At 68.6% G+C, this 17,185-nt stretch carries 12 protein-coding genes and 1 CRISPR repeat array; of the genes, 11 read left to right on the top strand and 1 reads right to left on the bottom strand.

Annotated features, from left to right (window positions below; all coding sequences use genetic code 11):
* Window positions 1-7 precede the first annotated feature (7 nt).
* Entirely contained in the window at window positions 8-703 is a 696-nt protein-coding gene (locus tag A3IC_RS63325; protein WP_020555785.1) for an HNH endonuclease signature motif containing protein, read from the top strand.
* Window positions 704-832: 129 nt separating this feature from the next.
* Here A3IC_RS63325 and A3IC_RS0140555 read toward each other — a convergent pair whose 3' ends face one another.
* Window positions 833-2,437, bottom strand: a complete 1,605-nt coding sequence (locus tag A3IC_RS0140555; RefSeq protein WP_026219300.1) for a DGQHR domain-containing protein — start codon at window positions 2,435-2,437, stop codon at window positions 833-835.
* A gap of 314 nt (window positions 2,438-2,751) precedes the next feature.
* Here A3IC_RS0140555 and A3IC_RS0140550 point away from each other — a divergent pair, with 314 nt between their 5' ends.
* The 10 genes from A3IC_RS0140550 to A3IC_RS0140505 all read left to right on the top strand — a co-directional run bounded on the left by A3IC_RS0140550 (window position 2,752) and on the right by A3IC_RS0140505 (window position 15,899).
* On the top strand, window positions 2,752-3,741 hold the full coding sequence (locus A3IC_RS0140550) for a hypothetical protein (RefSeq protein ID WP_020555783.1): 990 nt from the start codon (window positions 2,752-2,754) through the stop codon (window positions 3,739-3,741).
* 187 nt (window positions 3,742-3,928) lie between these two features.
* Complete coding sequence (locus A3IC_RS0140545; RefSeq protein ID WP_026219299.1) at window positions 3,929-4,651, top strand: hypothetical protein; 723 nt, start codon at window positions 3,929-3,931, stop codon at window positions 4,649-4,651.
* Window positions 4,648-6,801: a DEAD/DEAH box helicase family protein gene (locus tag A3IC_RS0140540; protein WP_020555781.1), complete on the top strand. Its 2,154-nt coding sequence runs from the start codon at window positions 4,648-4,650 to the stop codon at window positions 6,799-6,801. The genes A3IC_RS0140545 and A3IC_RS0140540 overlap by 4 nt, the downstream gene beginning before the upstream one ends.
* 67 nt (window positions 6,802-6,868) lie before the next feature.
* Entirely contained in the window at window positions 6,869-6,994 is a 126-nt protein-coding gene (locus A3IC_RS72765; protein ID WP_281174570.1) for a hypothetical protein, read from the top strand.
* Window positions 6,991-9,051 carry an AAA family ATPase gene (locus A3IC_RS0140530; protein WP_020555779.1) on the top strand — a complete coding sequence of 687 codons (2,061 nt, stop codon included), beginning with the start codon at window positions 6,991-6,993 and terminating at the stop codon, window positions 9,049-9,051. The genes A3IC_RS72765 and A3IC_RS0140530 overlap by 4 nt, the downstream gene beginning before the upstream one ends.
* Window positions 9,051-9,518 (top strand): DNA phosphorothioation-associated protein 4, encoded by a 468-nt coding sequence (locus tag A3IC_RS0140525; protein ID WP_020555778.1) that lies wholly within the window; start codon window positions 9,051-9,053, stop codon window positions 9,516-9,518. The genes A3IC_RS0140530 and A3IC_RS0140525 overlap by 1 nt, the downstream gene beginning before the upstream one ends.
* A gap of 1,527 nt (window positions 9,519-11,045) precedes the next feature.
* The gene (locus A3IC_RS0140520; protein ID WP_158696303.1) at window positions 11,046-12,260 is read left to right on the top strand and encodes an ArsR family transcriptional regulator; all 1,215 of its coding nucleotides are present in this window, start codon (window positions 11,046-11,048) and stop codon (window positions 12,258-12,260) included.
* A 265-nt stretch (window positions 12,261-12,525) separates the two neighbouring features.
* Window positions 12,526-13,281 (top strand): ParA family protein, encoded by a 756-nt coding sequence (locus A3IC_RS0140515; protein WP_020555776.1) that lies wholly within the window; start codon window positions 12,526-12,528, stop codon window positions 13,279-13,281.
* Window positions 13,278-14,222 (top strand): ParB/RepB/Spo0J family partition protein, encoded by a 945-nt coding sequence (locus tag A3IC_RS59425; RefSeq protein WP_052174035.1) that lies wholly within the window; start codon window positions 13,278-13,280, stop codon window positions 14,220-14,222. Before A3IC_RS0140515 ends, A3IC_RS59425 begins: the two co-directional genes overlap by 4 nt.
* Before the next feature lie 765 nt (window positions 14,223-14,987).
* Window positions 14,988-15,899 (top strand): site-specific integrase, encoded by a 912-nt coding sequence (locus A3IC_RS0140505; protein WP_020555775.1) that lies wholly within the window; start codon window positions 14,988-14,990, stop codon window positions 15,897-15,899.
* Between the two features lie 314 nt (window positions 15,900-16,213).
* Window positions 16,214-17,184: a CRISPR direct-repeat array (repeat unit 29 nt; unit sequence GAAGTCCCCACACGCGTGGGGGTGAGCCG).
* Window position 17,185 lies beyond the last annotated feature (1 nt).

The following is a 17,185-nucleotide window of genomic DNA, read 5'->3' as shown; positions in this document are numbered from 1 at the left end:
CACAGACATGGCCGAGATCACGGAACGAGAAAGCGACGGCATACGGCGCAAGCGCCCGGAAGGCCCGTCGTACATCGAGGGTTGGGACGTGGTGTACCCCAAGCCCGTCGACGACGCCGACGTGATTCGACTGCGCGGGCAGGTGCCCGCGGAGTACGCACTCGCGTGCAGGCGCCACAAGACGCACCATCGGGTCGGCTCGAGCATCATCGATGAACGCGTATTGCGTCGCGGTCCCCGCGAGAAGTGGTGCCAGGACTGTGCCAGGGACTCCGGTATCGGGTCCGAGGTCACGGTGACGCCTGCGGCCGAGGCCGTGGCGGACCGCTACCGCCGATTGTGCGCAGAGGTGAAGGCCGCCGAGCTCGAGAAGGGCAGGCGGGTTGTCGAGCGCACCGTAACCGAGCCGTACCGCGATCCGAAGGCGATAGAGGCCGTGCTGGACCGATGCGGAGGCAGGTGCGAGAACCCGCAATGCCGGGGGATGCCCGATGACCTCACGCTACAAGGCCTGCCGATACTCGAGGTCGACCACATCGAGGACCTTGCCCTGGGCGGTCGGGACTACCCCGAGAACATGATCGCTCTGTGCCCCAACTGTCATGCAATGAAAACACGTGGCAGACAGCAGGAGGAGATGCGCAAACGCCTCCGGAAGGTGGCCGAGGAGGCCCACCGCACGGCCATCGGAGGATCCACCTGACGTCGTGGCCGCACGCCCGCTGCCGCGAAGGCATCCACCTGCACCGTCCGAACCCGGAGGAGACCGAACCGCGGCCGACGCAAGACGGTCGGGACGACGTCTGCGGTCGTCAACGGATCGGCGCCCCGGTCACCAGGGCGCGGGCAGCGCAATCTTGCTGCGGGGCACGATCTCCCCGTTGTAGTCGCGGAATTCGTCCTCCCCGACGGAGCGCGCATCCGCGACCAGTTCGCGCAGCGCGCGGCGGTCCCTGTCCGTGGGCAGACCGGCAATCAGGTGACACAGCAGCTTCACGGCCGTTTCGAGGCCCTTGGTGTTGATCCGCTGACCGTTGAAGTCGTACAGGACCCCCCACCAGGGCCCCCCCACGAAATCCAGCCGCAGACCGTCCGCACCGTCCATCGCGGCCACCTTCGCGAAGATGTCGTCCCACGACACCCCCTCGGCCCGCATCACGCCGACCGCCTGCCCCAGCGCCTGCTGGCCGATCGGGCGCAACAGCATGTACCCCCGCCCGCCGCCGCTGCCCTTCTCGACCTCGTGCTCGAATCGTCGATACCGGGACGGCGACTGCCCCGACGCGATGCCGCGGAACGTCGGCAGATCCGCGATGTGGTCCCAGAGCTCCTTGAAATCGGCACGCCCGCGCACGAGTTCCTCGTCGACGGGCCGACGGGCCAGCTCGCGACCCTTCGCGTTCCACCCCGCGTAACTCTCGTCCGCCGTGAGATACCGCTTGGCCATCTCGGTGAGCGTCTGCAGCGTGGTCAGATGCGCGGACCGCTTGGTGATGGTGCTGTTCTTGAAGTTCACCGCGTTCCTGCCGGTCTTGAACAGCGGGTGCTCGACCGCGATGCGACGGGCCACGATCGCGAAGCCGTTGTCCTCGTCCAGCTGTGCCACCTCGCCCTTGGTGAGTGGCGAGGCCTGCTTGTTCACGTGGGTGAAGATGCTCCGCACCCGCCGCTGGGCGTCCGCGCGGGTCTCGCCCCGGATAACGGCGGGGATGATCTCCACACCCATGCGCTCCGCGCCCAACTGCTGCAGCCGCGTCTCGTCGAGGCCGTGCTCCTCGACGAGGTCGTCCAGTACCAGCGCTTCGTCGCGCTTGACGTTCCCCTCGCGGTCGCGCACGTCCAGCCGGCCGTAGGTGATCAGGTGCAGGGCGGCGGCGATGCCGATGAGGCGGTGTTGGCCGTCGAAGACGTACAGCGAGCTGGTCGGACCCAGCTCCAGCATCCCCACCCGTCCCTGACCGTCGAGGGCCTCGAACGTGGTGGACGTCTCCCGGGCGGCGCCGTCCTCGTCCCACATGTCGCTGGTGGGGTCGTCCACCCACGGCTGTCCCAGCACCACGAGGATCGGCGGGAACTTGTGGTTGTCCCGCTCGATCAGGTACTTCGCCAGGACGGCCTCGCGTGACCAGTCGATCGCGCGCTGGGAGATGATCTCGATGCTCTCCTCGTCGATCCGCAGCTTGCCGGTCTCCGGGTCGAGGCTCCGCTTCAGCAGCGGCATCGTGTTCGCCAAACGCACGTGGTTGCGGATCCACTCCAACGACGTGGACGCGATGTAGGAGGGGCTGCCGCCCATTCGGGCCGCCTCCACGAACAACGCGTCCTCGTGCTTGATCCGGTCGTCCAGCAACAGCGCCAGCACGGCCTTCGCCCGGTCCCAGTGCCCGTTGATCTGATCCATCGCGGCGGCGAGCTCGGCCGAGATCTGGTTGTCCATGGTTTCTCCGATGGTTCGTTCGACGGCCACGGCGTGGCGCACGGGGCGACGGAGGCGGCGGCGCTCCCCGACCCGACCCGACAAGGCTCCCTGCCCGGTGCGGACCGTCCACCCGTCTTGAGATAGAGGGATGGAGTCACGACAGGATGATTCCATGTCTGCGTAACTTCGATCAAGTCTCCAAGACACTCTTTCATGTCTCGAGACATTCGGGTATCTTCCCTGAACACAGAGCCAGGCTCTCAGCAAAAGAAGCCGCCGGCTTGTGACGCAATCACTCACGCGCCGACACACGACACCCTCGGGGGAACCACGTGCACGTCTTCTTCCAACCCGCCCGCCTCTCCGACAAAGAGGTGCACCGGCACTACCTCGACACCATCGCCTCGCCCGTCGTGCTCGCCACCCACCGCGACCTCCTCGACCCGGCCACCCGAAACACCCTCGAGACCCGCTTTGCCGACGGCACTGCCCGCCTCTGGGGAGTGACACCGGGCAAGAACGGTGCCAACGTCACCAAGGCCCACAAGATCTCCCCCGGTGACCGCGTCTTCTTCTCCGGCGACAAACGCACATACCTCAGCGGCATCGTCGTCACCACCTTCCACAACCCCGCCCTCGCCAAGCGCCTGTGGAGCACCAACGACCAAGGCCAGACCTGGGAGTACATGTACGCCATCGACTCCGTCCGCGGGCACGACATCGCCATCGACGAGATCCGCCGACTCCTGGGCTGGAACCCCAATCGCAACATCCAGAACCTCACCCACCTCAGCGACCTCGAGGGCAACCTCCTCCTCGAACTCCTCGGCCTCGACGACGTCCTCCCCCTGAAACCCTCCGACTCGCTCACCCACCTCGACCACGAACCCGTCTCCTTCGACGGTCCGCTCGAGATCGAAGCCACCCTCAAGCGCCGCGGCGAACAGCGCCACCTCAAGCAGTACCTGCTCGGCCGGTCCGACGCCTGCGCCCTGTGCGGCCGCGTCCTCCCCCAGGGCTTCCTCATCGCCGCACACATCAAAAAGCGCGCCCACTGCGACGAGAACGAGCGCCGCGACCTCGGGCACGTTGGCATGCTCGCCTGCGTCCTCGGCTGCGACAGCCTCTACGAGAGCGGACACATCACCGTCGACCCCGGCGGCCACATCCGCATCAGCCCGGAGGTCGACGACTCCCCCCACGTCGCCGAACACGTCCGGACCTATCTCGCGAACCGCACCACCACCTGGTGGACCCCCAAACGCGAGCCCTACTTCGCCTGGCATCGCAGCCACACCTACCGCCGCGCCCCCGTCTCCTGACCCACCGACGGCCGACCGTGCCCGCCCCGGGGGCCACGGTCGGCCCTCACCGAGTCCCAGCCCGATCAGTCGATGCCGCCGGCCCCCGACCACCAACTCTCCCGATCCACCACGCGGCCCCGCCCCACACCCCACCACGATCCCTGTCCGGGTGAAGTCGTCTCCCCGATACGACAGTGTGGCCACCATGACGTCACAGCCTCGACCAACGCAGGCCGAACCCCACGCGACAGCCCGCGAGTTCCCCACGTCCGAGGCCTTCGTCCCGAACCCCACGCCGGCCACCGCACACGACGCGACTCGCGACAACGACCGACGCCCACCCACCAAGGAACCACCCCCACCGGCCGCCGACGCCCCGCCGACGCCCCGCCCCACCGCCGACGCACCCGTCGCCGACACCCTGTTCGACATCACCCCCGATCCCACCGCACGCCGGCGCGACATCGTCGCCGAACAGGCCCTGAAGCACCTGCAATCCGCCGACCACCCCCTCTCCACCCCCACCCTGGCCACCCGCATCGGAGGCGGACTCCTCCCCCGCATCCTCAACACCCGACTCGCCAGGGACGACCGCTTCACCCGCAGCGACATCGACACCTGGGCCCTGACCGAATGGGGGCTACGCCCCTACACCAGCGCCCACGACCTCATCGTCGAAGAACTCGACAAGGCAGGCGGCCCCATGCCCCTCCACGACCTCGAACGCGTCCTCACCCGCGACTTCTCCCTCCAACCCGCCACCATCCGCACCGCCGCCGCCACACCACCGCTCACCACCCGCAACGGCCTCGTCCACCACCTCGATCCCCCCACCGACCCACCCCAACCCCGCACACCACCACCCCGAGACCCCCCGCCACCCGGCACACTCACCCGCGAAATCCTCGACCTGATGGGACTCGCATGACCCGCGACCCCGCCACCCTGCGCACCACCCCCATACACGGCGACTACCGCAGCGACCGCACCCACCTCGTCGAGGACTTCTACCTCCCCGCCCTGGCCGCCTCCACCCGCTACGACCGCGCCGTCGGATACTTCAACGCCTCCGTCCTGGCCGTCCTCGGACACGGACTCGAAGAATTCGCCCACCGCAGCGGCTACATGCGCATCGTCGCCTCACCCCAGCTCCGCACCGAGGACATCGACCAACTCCGCGCCGGATACGCCCTGCGCGCCGTCCTGGAGCACGCAGCCCTCCGCGACCTCCACCAAGCGGCGGAGGACCCCCAGGCCGCCGCCGGCATCGGCCAACTCGGCCGCCTCGTCGCCCACGGCCGCCTCGACATCAAACTCGCCTACATCCTCGACCGCGACCGCGTCGGCATCTACCACGAGAAGATCGGCGTCTTCCACGACACCCACGACACCGTCGCCTTCAAGGGCAGCGCCAACGAGACCCTCCCCGGACTCGTCGGCAACTTCGAATCCATCGAGGTCTTCCGCAGCTGGCTCACCCCCGACCGCGAACGCGCCCAACGCATCACCCGCGACTTCGACGACCTCTGGCACGACCGCACCCAATTCCTGCGGGTCTTCACCTTCACCGACGCAGCCCGACCCCTCCTAGACGAATACGCCACCCGCACCGCACCACGCACCCCCCGTCACGCACCTCTTCCCGACGGCACCCTGATCACCCTGCCCCGCCCCCACCCCGACGGCACCCTCGCCATTCCCCCCGGCCTCACCGTCCGCGACTACCAGAAACACGCCGTCGAGGCATGGTTCGCCCACGGATGCCGCGGCATCCTGCGCATGGCCACCGGAACCGGCAAGACCGTCACCGCCCTCACTGGCGGCGCCCAACTCGCCAAACAACTCGCCCACCACGACGCGGGCCCCCTGCTCACCGTCGTCGTCGCCCCCTACCAACACCTCGTCGACCAATGGGCCACCGACGTCGAACGCTTCGGCGTCACCCCCATCCGCGCCTACGAATCCGTCGACACCTGGCACAACCGGGCCTCGGCCCTCATCGACGCCCTGGCCCTGCGCGCCACCTCAGGCGGCCTGATCGTCACCACCAACGCGACCTTCGCCGGCGACACCTTCCAGACGCTCCTCGCCCGCCACCGCGGCCACCTCCTGATGATCGCCGACGAGGTCCACAACCTCGGCGCCCACCGACTGCGCGACCGCCTCCCCCACACCGCCGCCTACCGCCTCGGCCTCTCCGCCACCCCCGAACGCTGGTTCGACGACACCGGAACCGCCGCCCTCCGGCAATACTTCGGCGACATCGTCTTCGAAATGGGCATCGGCGACGCCATCCAGGCCGGCGCCCTGTGCCGCTACACCTACACGCCCGTCCTCGTCGAACTCGACGACGAGGAGAGCGAACTGTACGGCCGCGTCACCGAAGCCATCGCCAAGGCACTCGCCACCCACGGCAACGCCGACGAAGCCGACGCCGACAGCCCCCTGGGCATGCTCCTGCGCAAACGCGCCAACATCCTCGGGCACGCCCGCGCCAAGATCCCCGCCCTGCGCGAGCAGGTCCTCCTCCGCCGCGACCACCGCCACCAACTCCTGTACTGCGCCGAAGGCCGGCACCCCCTGGCCACCGACATCCGCACCACCGACGAACCCACCCAACTCCACCGCGCCATGGACCTCGTCGGCAGGGAACTCCGCATGCCCACCGCCTCCTACACCGCCCAGACCCCCCGCCCCCAACGCCTCGAACTCCTCCACCGCTTCGCCTCCGGCGACGACCTCCAAGTCCTGGCCTCCATGCGCTGCCTGGACGAAGGCGTCGACATCCCCGCCGCCCGTACCGCCTACCTCCTCGCCAGCTCCTCCAACCCCCGACAGTTCATCCAACGCCGGGGCCGCGTCCTCAGACGCGCCCCCGGCAAGACCCACGCCGACATCGTCGACTTCGTCGTCATCCCCCCCGACGACGAAGGCGGCCTCCGACGCGAGACGGAACGCCGCATGGTCGCCCGCGAGCTGACCCGCGTCACCGAATTCGCGCGCTTCTCCGACAACGAGACCACCACCCTCGACACCCTGCGCCCTCTGCGCACCCGCTTCGGCCTGCACGACGTCTAGAACACCCACCGACCACCAGGAGAGCTCCGTGACCGCCCGGGAAACCCCCGTCCAGATCCTCGAAGCCATGTCCCCCGAAGCCCAGCAACTGGCCAAACGTGTACTCCAACTCGAGAAGGAATACCTCCACGTGAAGAGCCCCTCACTCCTCACCCCCAAGATCATGGAAGCCGCCAAGGAGCTCACCCGTTGAAACTCCTCAAACTCACCGTCGAGAACTTCCGCGTCTTCCACGGCAGGCACGTCCTCGACCTCGACGTGCGCGACGACAAACCCGTCGTCCTGATCCTGGGCATGAACGGCGCGGGCAAGACGACCCTCCTCAGCGCCTTCGCCTGGGCCCTGTACGGCACCTTCACCAAGGACGTCGAACGCCAGGAACGGATCATCAACGACCGCGTCTGGAACGAGACCCAACTCGACCTGCCCGTCGCCGCGTCGGTGAAGCTCGAGTTCGAACACGACGGCGCCGTCTTCACCGTCCACCGTCAAGCCGCCGTCACCAAGGACGCCCCCGAACAGAACCTCACCGGACCCTGGCCCGTCCTGGTCACCGAGAACCAGCACGGCGAGAGCAAGAAGATCGAGAACGGACAGGACCGCATCGAGAAGATCCTCCCCGCAGGCCTGCGTCAATTCTTCTTCTTCAACGGCGAACGCGTGGAACAGATGTTCGCCGGCGACGGCAACAGCGACGTCCGAGGCGCCATCAAGACCCTCCTCGGTCTGGAGATCATCGAGCGCGCCATCACCGATCACCTCCCCGAGGCCTCCCGCCGACTCACCAACGAGGCCCGCAAACTCGGCGACAGCCGCCTCGGGCCCCTGGCCGAGAAACGGGAAAAGCTCGAAAAACTCAAGGCCGACGCCGAATTCCGCGCACAACAACTGTCCCGGGACATCGCCAGCTACCAGCACGAGGCGGAGGAAGCCGGGCGCGCCCTCATGGAGAACAAGCACGCCGCACCCCTGCAGGAACGACGCGTGCAACTCGACCAGGAGCGCCGCGCCGAGAAGATCCGCCGCAAGGACCTGCGCGAACGCAAACAACGCATCCTCGGCGAGAGAGGCTTCATCGCCTTCACCGCGGGCATCGACCGCGCCGTCATCACCCTCGCCGACGACATGCGCAGCCGACACCAACTCCCAGCCGGCGTGCAACGAGACTTCATCGACGGCCTGATCGAAGACGGCAAATGCATGTGCGACACCCCCGTCCCCCCGGGATCGGCCGGGCACGCCGCACTCAGCGAACGCCGCCACGGAGCCGGCCTCGTCGACGTCCAGGTGCGCTGGATGAACCTCCGCGGCGACGCCGCACGACTGACCGACGCCCGCGAGACACTGCGCGCCGACCTCCGCGGCATCGCCGCCGACATCCGGGACGCGGAGGAGCGCATCGACCGCATCGACGCCGAAAGCAGCGACATCGACCGGAAACTCAAGGACGTCGACGTATCGGACGTCCAACGCCTGGAACAACGCCGCAGCGAGTACGAGGGCAAACGCTACGCGGCGTCCGACAACCTGCAGGAGACCACCAAGGAGATCGAGCGACTCGACGAGGAGATCGTGAAGCAGCGCCGGGCCTTCCACGCCGCCGAACTGCGCGACAACGAGGCACAGCGGGTGCAACGACAAGTCTCCCTCGTGGACGAGGTCCTCGAAGCGTTCGAGAGGATCCTCAACCTCAAGACCGAGGAAATCCGCACGGAACTCGACACCAAGGTCAAGAACGTCTTCTCACGCATCTGCATCAAGCCCTTCACCCCCGAACTCACCGCCTCCTTCGACCTGCAGATCCACGCCGACACCACCGGTCCCGCCGCGATCCGCAGCACCGGCGAGAACCAGATCCTCGGCCTGTCCTTCGTCGGCGCCGTCGCGGACATGGCCTTCGAGATCCACAACCGCCGCCAGTCCCCCGGCGGCGACACCTTCGAAGGCGGCGGCATCTACCCGGTCGTCATGGACGCACCCTTCGGGAACCTCGACATCGAGTACCAGAACCAGGTCGCCGAGGCGCTGCCCCGACTCACCACCCAGATCGTCACGATGCTCTCCCAGTCCCAGGCCCGCGGCCAGGTCATGGAACGCCTCCAAGCCGCCGCCACCCGGGTCTACGTCCTGCGCTCGGTCACCTCCAAGCCCGACGCCAAGGAACAGACCGTCACCATCTCCGGCCGCGCCGTCCCCTACGTCACCCGCGGCGACTTCGAGCACACCGTCCTGGAAGAAGTGACCCTCTGATGGCCGAGGACCGATTCAGGCGCCCCGCCGACCACGAAGACCTGCTCACCGCCATGACCACCAAGGACGGGCCCTTCACCACGCTTTACGAGGCGATGATGTTCGCGGCCACCCTCGGCGCCCGCAAGGGAGTCCCCACCCCCTTCACCAGGACCGACGAACCGATCAACCTCTCCCGCCTCGGCAACAGGACCCACGGGGAAATCCTCGTCGACCTCCTCGCCGCCGCCCGGGTCACCGACGACCCCAAGATCCTCGCCGACGACCGACTCCAGGACCGCGTGCGGATCTTCGAGGAATACGCCAACACCGGCCTCAACTTCATCCGCGGCGAACTCAACGCCAGCGGCCGGGACATCTCGGACGTGGTGAACAACCTCGTCCTGGACGCCCTCGCCGAGACACCCGACACCAAGCCCGACGTCGTGAGCGAGATCCTCGACGTCGGAAAACTCGTCTGGGAGTAGCCCCCACCTCACCGGCACCGGCAGAGCCTGCCATCGGACACCGGCCACACACCCTCCGGACACGCCCCGCCCGCTCGTCGGCCGTCGGACACGAGCGGCCGGAGCGTGTCCGGTCACGCTGTCCGACTCTGCCGCACTCGCCCTCGGGAATCCGGCGGGCAACCCCCTGGGAGGTCGTCCGCCGCTCACCCGCTACCGGACGACGGCGATCGGACACCATGACCGGACGACCGGACACACCGGTGACCGCCACGACCGGACAGCCCACCTCGTGGCCGGACACCGGACGAGGCATCGGACACGGGCCCGGCCACCGCGAGAACGCACGCATCACACGAACTCCTCGACACCGTCTCGCCCAACCGACTCCGGTACAGGTCACGCAACTCGGCCGACCGACACCCGTGTCGTTCCCGCCGTCCGACAGGTCGTGTCCGACCGGACACCGACTCGACGGATGTCGTCCGATGCGACACCGCCATCGGACACGAGGCAACACGCGTGTCCGGTCGACGCCGTATCCGGACACCGGGCGGCAGGGGATCGGACACGCGACACCGGCCACGGCCATCGGACATGTCCGCCGGACACCGTCCGTCCGCCCCTCCGCCGGATCGCAACGAGGTTCGGACACGCGGACGTTCGCCGCACAGCGTCGAAAGAGATTCACCCGGGACGTCACAACCGGCGTCCCCCGGTCACCTCCCCCGAACATGCACCCACGACAGATCCCGGGAACCCTCCACCGGACCGCGGAAGTTCACACGAGCAATGCCTTGACACCGACCCGCCCGGATGGGCGACACGCCGAGCGGCGAGTTGCCCCGTGTTCTCGCACCTGGCCCCCCGAAGGGACTAGGGTTCCCCTGAAACTCCCGTAAGTAACGGAAGCCTCACCAGGACATGAAGAAGCCCCCTGCCAGGAGGTGCAACTCCCCGGGGGCGCGGCCGACTACACCTTAGAAAGAAACGTCGACATGAGTGAGAGTACCGGCAGACACCCCCCGGTGCACAAGAGCCCGCCAGTGACACGCCGCGCTTTGTCAGCGCTTGATGTCCGGCGGGCTGTGCTGTTGCGGGTCCGTGTCCGCTCCCTCTCGTCGGAGGGGGCGATCGTGATCTAACTCTTTCGAGCGGAGTCTCCCACACACGGAGACGGTCCGCTCTTTGTGCTATCCGCAACCTGCCAGGGTCGCGGGTCGCTTTCGTACGGCCTCCCAGCACTACCCGGGAGGGCCGACGTTCGTCGCTGTCCGGTTACCAGGCCGGCCAGGCGTCGTACGTGAACCCAATTACTTCCAGCTTTTGCTCGAAGTCCCGCTCTCCACCAGAGCACTTACGGGGCTTCTGCATGCCCTCACGAGGAGGTCCTGCGTGCCAGAGTCTATGCATACTCGCGGCGCCACGCACGCCCTGGTGCGACTTCGTTCGCGTGTCGCGCACTATAAAAAGCCGCATACCCCACAATTCCGGGCTTCTGCGGGGGGTGCGCGTGGATGGATGCCCGCCGTCGAGTGGGCCGTTCGTGTGAGGCTCCACCCGCGACTGAACGCCACGAGCCTGATCCTGGCCCGCGCGCTGTGCGGATACGCGGACCACGACGACGGCCGCAACATCCGCCCCGGACACGCCCGCCTCACCGCCGCCACCAACCTGTCCCTCCCCAGCGTGCGCCGACACCTGCGATGGCTGCGCGAGGCGGGCCTGCTCGAACACGTCGCCCGGGGGACCCGCTGCCCCGGAGGCGTGCGCCTCGCGGCCGAGTACGCAGCCACCCTCCCCGCCGCCTGGGACGAACACGAACTGGTCCGCCTCGAGGCACTGGTGGGATCCGAGGACGACCACTCCCCCACTCCCGCGGTCACCGCGCCCCCGCATCCTCCCGTCGACGTTCCGGCTTCGACCGAGCCGATCGATGAGCCGTGCACAGATACCCCACCAACCCCCTCACCGGACCTTGGTACCGATACCTACGTTGACGATGAACTCAACCGCGCGGGCGCGAGCGCGCGTAACCGCGCACCCGTTACGACGCGGACCGAAAAACGGGCCGGGCGACGACCCGCGCCCCGACCCGGGACACGCCGCGCGCGGCGCTGGGAACTTGCGCGTCAGGTGCGTTCCAAGGTTCTCCTCGTCGCCCGCGAACGCGTCGGTCGACTCGCCGCGGCCCTGCGTCCGGTGGCCGACCAGGGCTGGACCGCGGAGGACGTGGTGGCCTGGCTGCTGGTCTCCCCGCTGCCCGCGCTGGTGCTGTTTCCCGTGGCCTGGCTGCGGGCCCGCCTCGAGGGCGCGACCGCGGTGTGGCCGCAACCCCCCTCCGTCTCCAGGGCTGTTGCGCGTCGGCGCCGCGACGAGTCACGGCTGAGGGAGCAACGCGCGTTCCGCGAACGCGTGGCCGCCGACCGGGAGGCGGCCGTCGCGACCGAGGACCGCCTGGCGGACTTCGGACCGGTACGGGCGACCATCAGGGCACACGCCTCGGCCTGGCTGACCGCGGCGCGGTCGCGTACCGATCGACGAGCCGTCCGGGCGAACGGAATTCGCCGGGGGAGTGCACGCCCCGAGTACGTCGTGGCGGAGCCCGGCTGGCGCGAGCCGGAGGCAACCTTCCTCTCCGTCCTGCCCGTTGACTCCACACGCCCCGGCCGGACCAGGAGCGAGACCGTCCACGCCGCCGCACTTGCCCGGGCTCGCGCCGCCCGAGTTGCGAAACCGGCACCGGTCCCCATTACGCCGTAATGAACCGCGCTGCCCCCACGACACCGGGCGCACCCGCCCGGGCCGACTCCCACGGCAACTTCATTACGCCGTAATGGCATCACCCGTCCGGCGGCCCAACGGACGCGGCTGTTCGGGCGTTTTATTACGCCGTAATGACGCGGCTCGAACCGAAAGCCCGGGCCGTCCGCCATCGTGAGTCTTTGACATGGCATAGTTCGTCCCGCTCACGCCTGCACCCAAGGCGTGCAGGGCACCGGGGAATCAGACCGAAAGGGCAGTACCCGTGGCAAAAGTTCATGTTCTGCTGAACCAGAAGGGCGGGGTCGGCAAGTCCACCCTGACCGTCAACCTCGCGGCCGTCACCGCCGACGTCCTGAGCCGGCCCAATATGGAGACACCGCCGGTCCTCGCCGTCAGCATCGACCCCCAAGGATCCACCACCTGGTGGGCCGAACGCGTCGGCGACGAACTGCCGTTCGACTTCGTCCAGGCCCACCGCGAACCGCATCAGCTCGCGCGCCTCAAGGAAATCGGCGGCTACCAGCACATCTTCGTCGACACCCCCGGTTGGCTGGGGCCCGACTCCACCGACTACGAACCCGGCCCGGACGGCGACCCGCTCGGCGACGGACGCGCCGGAGCCGCACTGCGCGCGGTCCTGTCCGCCGCGGACGACGTAATCGTCCCGATCGAACCGGAAGGCATGTCCTTCCTCCCGACGGCCAACACGATCGAGAACATCGTCAAGCCGCGCGGCCTCCCCTACACCGTGGTCGTCAACAACTGGGACCCCCGCGACGGCCTCGCCGACCTCGAGGACACCCGCGCCTTCGTCGACAGCCAGGGCTGGTGGCGTACCCAGACCGTGGTCCGCCACTACAAGATCCACGCCAAGGCCGCCGCCGAGAGCCGCGTCGTCACCCAGTACCCCCGCAACCGCATCTCCCTCGAGGCCCGCGAGGATTTCTACCGCCTCGCCCTCGAACTCGGCCTGGGCGGTGCGACCCGACGCCTCGACGAGATCGCCGCGAGCGCATGACCGTGTCCAAACGCCAACGCTCGCTGGCGACCCTGCTGCCGCCGAAAACGGGGGAGGGCTCCACACCCCACCCGCCGACACCGGCCACCGCCGCCGAGGCCCTCGCGGCCCCCCCGATCCCGGACCCGACACCCGCCGCACCCGACGGCGCCCCGTTCGCGATCCCCCTGCCCCACCTCGCGTACAACCCGGCCAACCCGCGCGAGACGCTCGGCGACGTCGCGGACCTAGCCGACAGCATCCTGGAGAAGGGCCAACTCCAGGCCGCCGCCGTGGTCACCCTCGACGCCTACCGCACCGCCAACCCCGACCTGGACCACACCTTCGGCACCGACGTGCGCTACGTCGTCGTCGACGGCAACCGACGCCTGCTCGCCGCGGAACGGGCCGGACTCCCCAGCCTCAACAGCGTCGTGGACGACACCCTCGCCACCAGCGCGGTCGAGATCCTCGAATCCGCACTGGTCGCGAACATCCACCGCAAGGCGTTCGCCCCCCTCGAGGAGGCCAAAGCCGTCCAGGAACTCATGGACATCCACGGCTCCCAGGACAAGGTCGCCAAACGGCTGTCCAAATCCCAGGGATGGGTCTCGCAACGCATGGCGCTCCTCGGCCTCCTGCCGGAGCTGCAAGACCTGCTCCGCAACGGTGAACTCAAGGTGGAGGACGCCCGCAAGATCGGACGGATGGCACCGGAGCAGCAAGTCGGCGCCGCTCGCACCGCCCAGGATCATTACGCCGTAATGAAACCCAAGGCGGTTCGACCCGAACGGACCGAGACCGCGCCGGCGACCCCGAGCACGCCGCAGGCCCGAACGGACCACTCCAGGGTCATCCGGCTCGGCCCGCCCGCCGACCTGGCGGCGTCCCTCCAACAGCACCTGTCCGCGGAGGACTTGGAGAAGCTCGTGGAACTCCTCCTCACCCGCGTCGCCCGCTGACCGCACCACCTCGCCGGGGCCTTCTCATTACGCCGTAATGAGAAGGCCCCGGTTCGTGCTTGGTGGAGGTCGCCGGTCGGCGCGTTCATTACGCCGTAATGAAGTCGGGCGGCCAGGGGAGTGGGGGAGAGGACCCGCCTCCCGAGCCCTCCCGCGCCGGCGGCCTCGGCATGGCCATCGGAATCGGCAGACCCGCAGACCGCCGCGAAGCATCACGGCATGCGACTTGCCTCCCCGCGCCGCGCGGGGTCATTACGCCGTAATGAAGAGTCCCCCCGGGACCGCCATCGCTCATTACGCCGTAATGAAGACCCGACCCCGGGGGAGTGGTCGCCCTCTCAGACGAGGCCTCGCTCCCCTCGGGGCCGAGTCTTCATTACGGCGTAATGGCCCTCCCCCGGAGCGGCCGGTCGAGCCGGTCGACCAATGCGACGGTGGTCGTGCACCCCGACTTCATTACGGCGTAATGAACCCTGGGTCGGACGATGCGAGCCCATTACGGACCGGTTCATTACGCCGTAATGACGGCAGGGCCGGCCTTGGGCAAGCCCTGGGTAAAGGGTAAAACCGCAGGCCACAGCCCCGCACAGAGACCATGCGCCCGGCTGGCTATCATCGTCCGATGACGAATCCGTGATAACAGAAGGCGGCAAGTCGGGGGAGTGGCACACTCCCGCAACTAGTCATAGGACCTCACCGCACATCCCACAGAACCAGCGCGGCAGCATCACATAGGGCCGAGTCCGCCGCATAAAGTGCTGTGACATGAGCCCTCGCGCCCGCGACATCGTCGACGGATTCCTCGCGGATCTGCGCGGCCGACACGACGACGGGACTATCGGCGCGGCCACCCTGCGGCAACGCGTCGCCTTCCTCGAAGACCTCCTCGCCTACGTCGAACACGCCCACGGCCACGACGGCGGCACCAGTACCGCAGCCCCCGCCCCGGCGCTCTTCGACCCCCCGACGTGCCAGGCCTGGCTCGAAGCCGTCGCCCAGGGCCATCGCCGCCGACGTGCCACCTCCTCCGGGAATCGCCACGGATCCACCGCCACCATCCGGGCCGCCGCCGCGTCCCTCCGCGCCCTGGCCGGATGGGCGAACGTCCCCCTGGAGACGACACCCCACCCCCGCCAACCCGCCCGTCCCCACCTCGACGCGAACCACCTGCACCACCGGTGCACGAACCTGTTCGAAGGCCCACGCCCCCACCGCGTCACCTCCGCCCTGTGGATCCGAACGCATGCCCTCGTCCGCGTCGTCATCGACACCGGAGCCCGCGTCGGTGAGATCGCCGCCATGACCGTCCACGACCTCGCCGACCACCCACCACGAGCCCGCGTCACCCCCAGACCCCCCGGCACGGGCACCCCCGAACCACCCCGCACCACACCCCTGGACGCCCGCACCGCCCGCGCCCTCCGCGCCTGGACCCGTGAACGCACCCGCCTGACGACCGCCCTCGAAGGCGGACCCGTCCACGCCCTGTGGGTCACCACCGTCCCCCACCGCGCCGGTGGTCCCCTGCGCCCGGCAGGACTCCCCATCGGTGCTCGAGCTCTCGAAGGCGCCTGGGAACGCCTCCGTGCCGCCCTGACCGAAGCCCGAGCCGGCCACCCGGACCCATCCCCTCCCCCGGACCTACTCACCGACTGGCGCCCCAGTCCGCCTAACTAGGCCACCGCCAACGGCCCGGCGCAGATAGGGTGCGCAATCTAAACGGACGCGCGACCGGTTGAGGGAAGTGGAGAGTGCGGCCGGAGCCCGCAAGACCGTCTGCGACGTTCGACGGGACTTCGACTCAACCACGAGAGGAGTACAAGCAACACTGCCCCCACAGCGCCACCGCAGTTGAAGCTCAGAACCGCCTGCAACGACTCCCGTCGACAGGAAAAGCCTGGTCAGATGCCATTCAGGAAGACCTCTGGCCTCAATTGCCCAATTTTTATTACGACATGGCAAAGCTCCAGAGAACGCGCAGGTCGGAAAGGGAAGTCCCCACACGCGTGGGGGTGAGCCGGAGGACAAACTCCTCGGCCCCCTGACAGCCCGGAAGTCCCCACACGCGTGGGGGTGAGCCGACCGGAGAGACCGCATGAGCGACGACAACGAAGAAGTCCCCACACGCGTGGGGGTGAGCCGGTCATGGGCGCGATGGTCTCCGGTGCACAAGAGAAGTCCCCACACGCGTGGGGGTGAGCCGTCGACNCACGCGTGGGGGTGAGCCGGTCATGGGCGCGATGGTCTCCGGTGCACAAGAGAAGTCCCCACACGCGTGGGGGTGAGCCGTCGACGTCGTTGGTGATGTCGTCGGCGCCGAGGAAGTCCCCACACGCGTGGGGGTGAGCCGTGATGATCGAGACGCTGAAGCGGTCTGCGTCCGAAGTCCCCACACGCGTGGGGGTGAGCCGGCGTGTGTGGGTTCCGAGATGTCGTCGATCGAGAAGTCCCCACACGCGTGGGGGTGAGCCGTCGATTCCGTATCTCCCGTGCCGCAGGAGAACATGAAGTCCCCACACGCGTGGGGGTGAGCCGGGACCCGGGCCCGTCCCGGCGTCCTCCCCGGCGAAGTCCCCACACGCGTGGGGGTGAGCCGCGGATGCCAGCCCCGGACAGCGACACCCCGGCGAAGTCCCCACACGCGTGGGGGTGAGCCGACGCGCGGCGTGAGCCCGAGTTGCTGTTCGCCGAAGTCCCCACACGCGTGGGGGTGAGCCGGCCGGACACGCCGCCCTCGTTGTGGCGATGGCGAAGTCCCCACACGCGTGGGGGTGAGCCGGCGCCACCGCCGCCGACACGTACGCACGCGACGAAGTCCCCACACGCGTGGGGGTGAGCCGGTATCTACGAGACGCATTGCGTCGGCGGCCGGGAAGTCCCCACACGCGTGGGGGTGAGCCGTCGTCCTCCGCGCGTCCGAACGCCGGGCCCGGGAAGTCCCCACACGCGTGGGGGTGAGCCGT

Origin of the sequence: Embleya scabrispora DSM 41855 (assembly GCF_000372745.1) — a bacterium.
Lineage (GTDB): Bacteria > Actinomycetota > Actinomycetes > Streptomycetales > Streptomycetaceae > Embleya > Embleya scabrispora.
The sequence above is the reverse complement of the archived record's forward strand: the minus strand, read 5'-3'. Positions and strand labels throughout refer to the sequence as shown.

Excerpts from the sequence above, each read along its gene's own strand:
- A3IC_RS59425 (WP_052174035.1), top strand. The coding sequence starts at position 13,278 with ATGACCGTGTCCAAACGCCAACGCTCGCTGGCGACCCTGCTGCCGCCG.
- A3IC_RS63325 (WP_020555785.1), top strand. The coding sequence starts at position 8 with ATGGCCGAGATCACGGAACGAGAAAGCGACGGCATACGGCGCAAGCGC.
- A3IC_RS0140555 (WP_026219300.1), bottom strand. The coding sequence starts at position 2,437 with ATGGACAACCAGATCTCGGCCGAGCTCGCCGCCGCGATGGATCAGATC.
- A3IC_RS0140525 (WP_020555778.1), top strand. The coding sequence starts at position 9,051 with ATGGCCGAGGACCGATTCAGGCGCCCCGCCGACCACGAAGACCTGCTC.
- A3IC_RS0140505 (WP_020555775.1), top strand. The coding sequence starts at position 14,988 with ATGAGCCCTCGCGCCCGCGACATCGTCGACGGATTCCTCGCGGATCTG.
- A3IC_RS0140540 (WP_020555781.1), top strand. The coding sequence starts at position 4,648 with ATGACCCGCGACCCCGCCACCCTGCGCACCACCCCCATACACGGCGAC.
- A3IC_RS72765 (WP_281174570.1), top strand. The coding sequence starts at position 6,869 with ATGTCCCCCGAAGCCCAGCAACTGGCCAAACGTGTACTCCAACTCGAG.
- A3IC_RS0140545 (WP_026219299.1), top strand. The coding sequence starts at position 3,929 with ATGACGTCACAGCCTCGACCAACGCAGGCCGAACCCCACGCGACAGCC.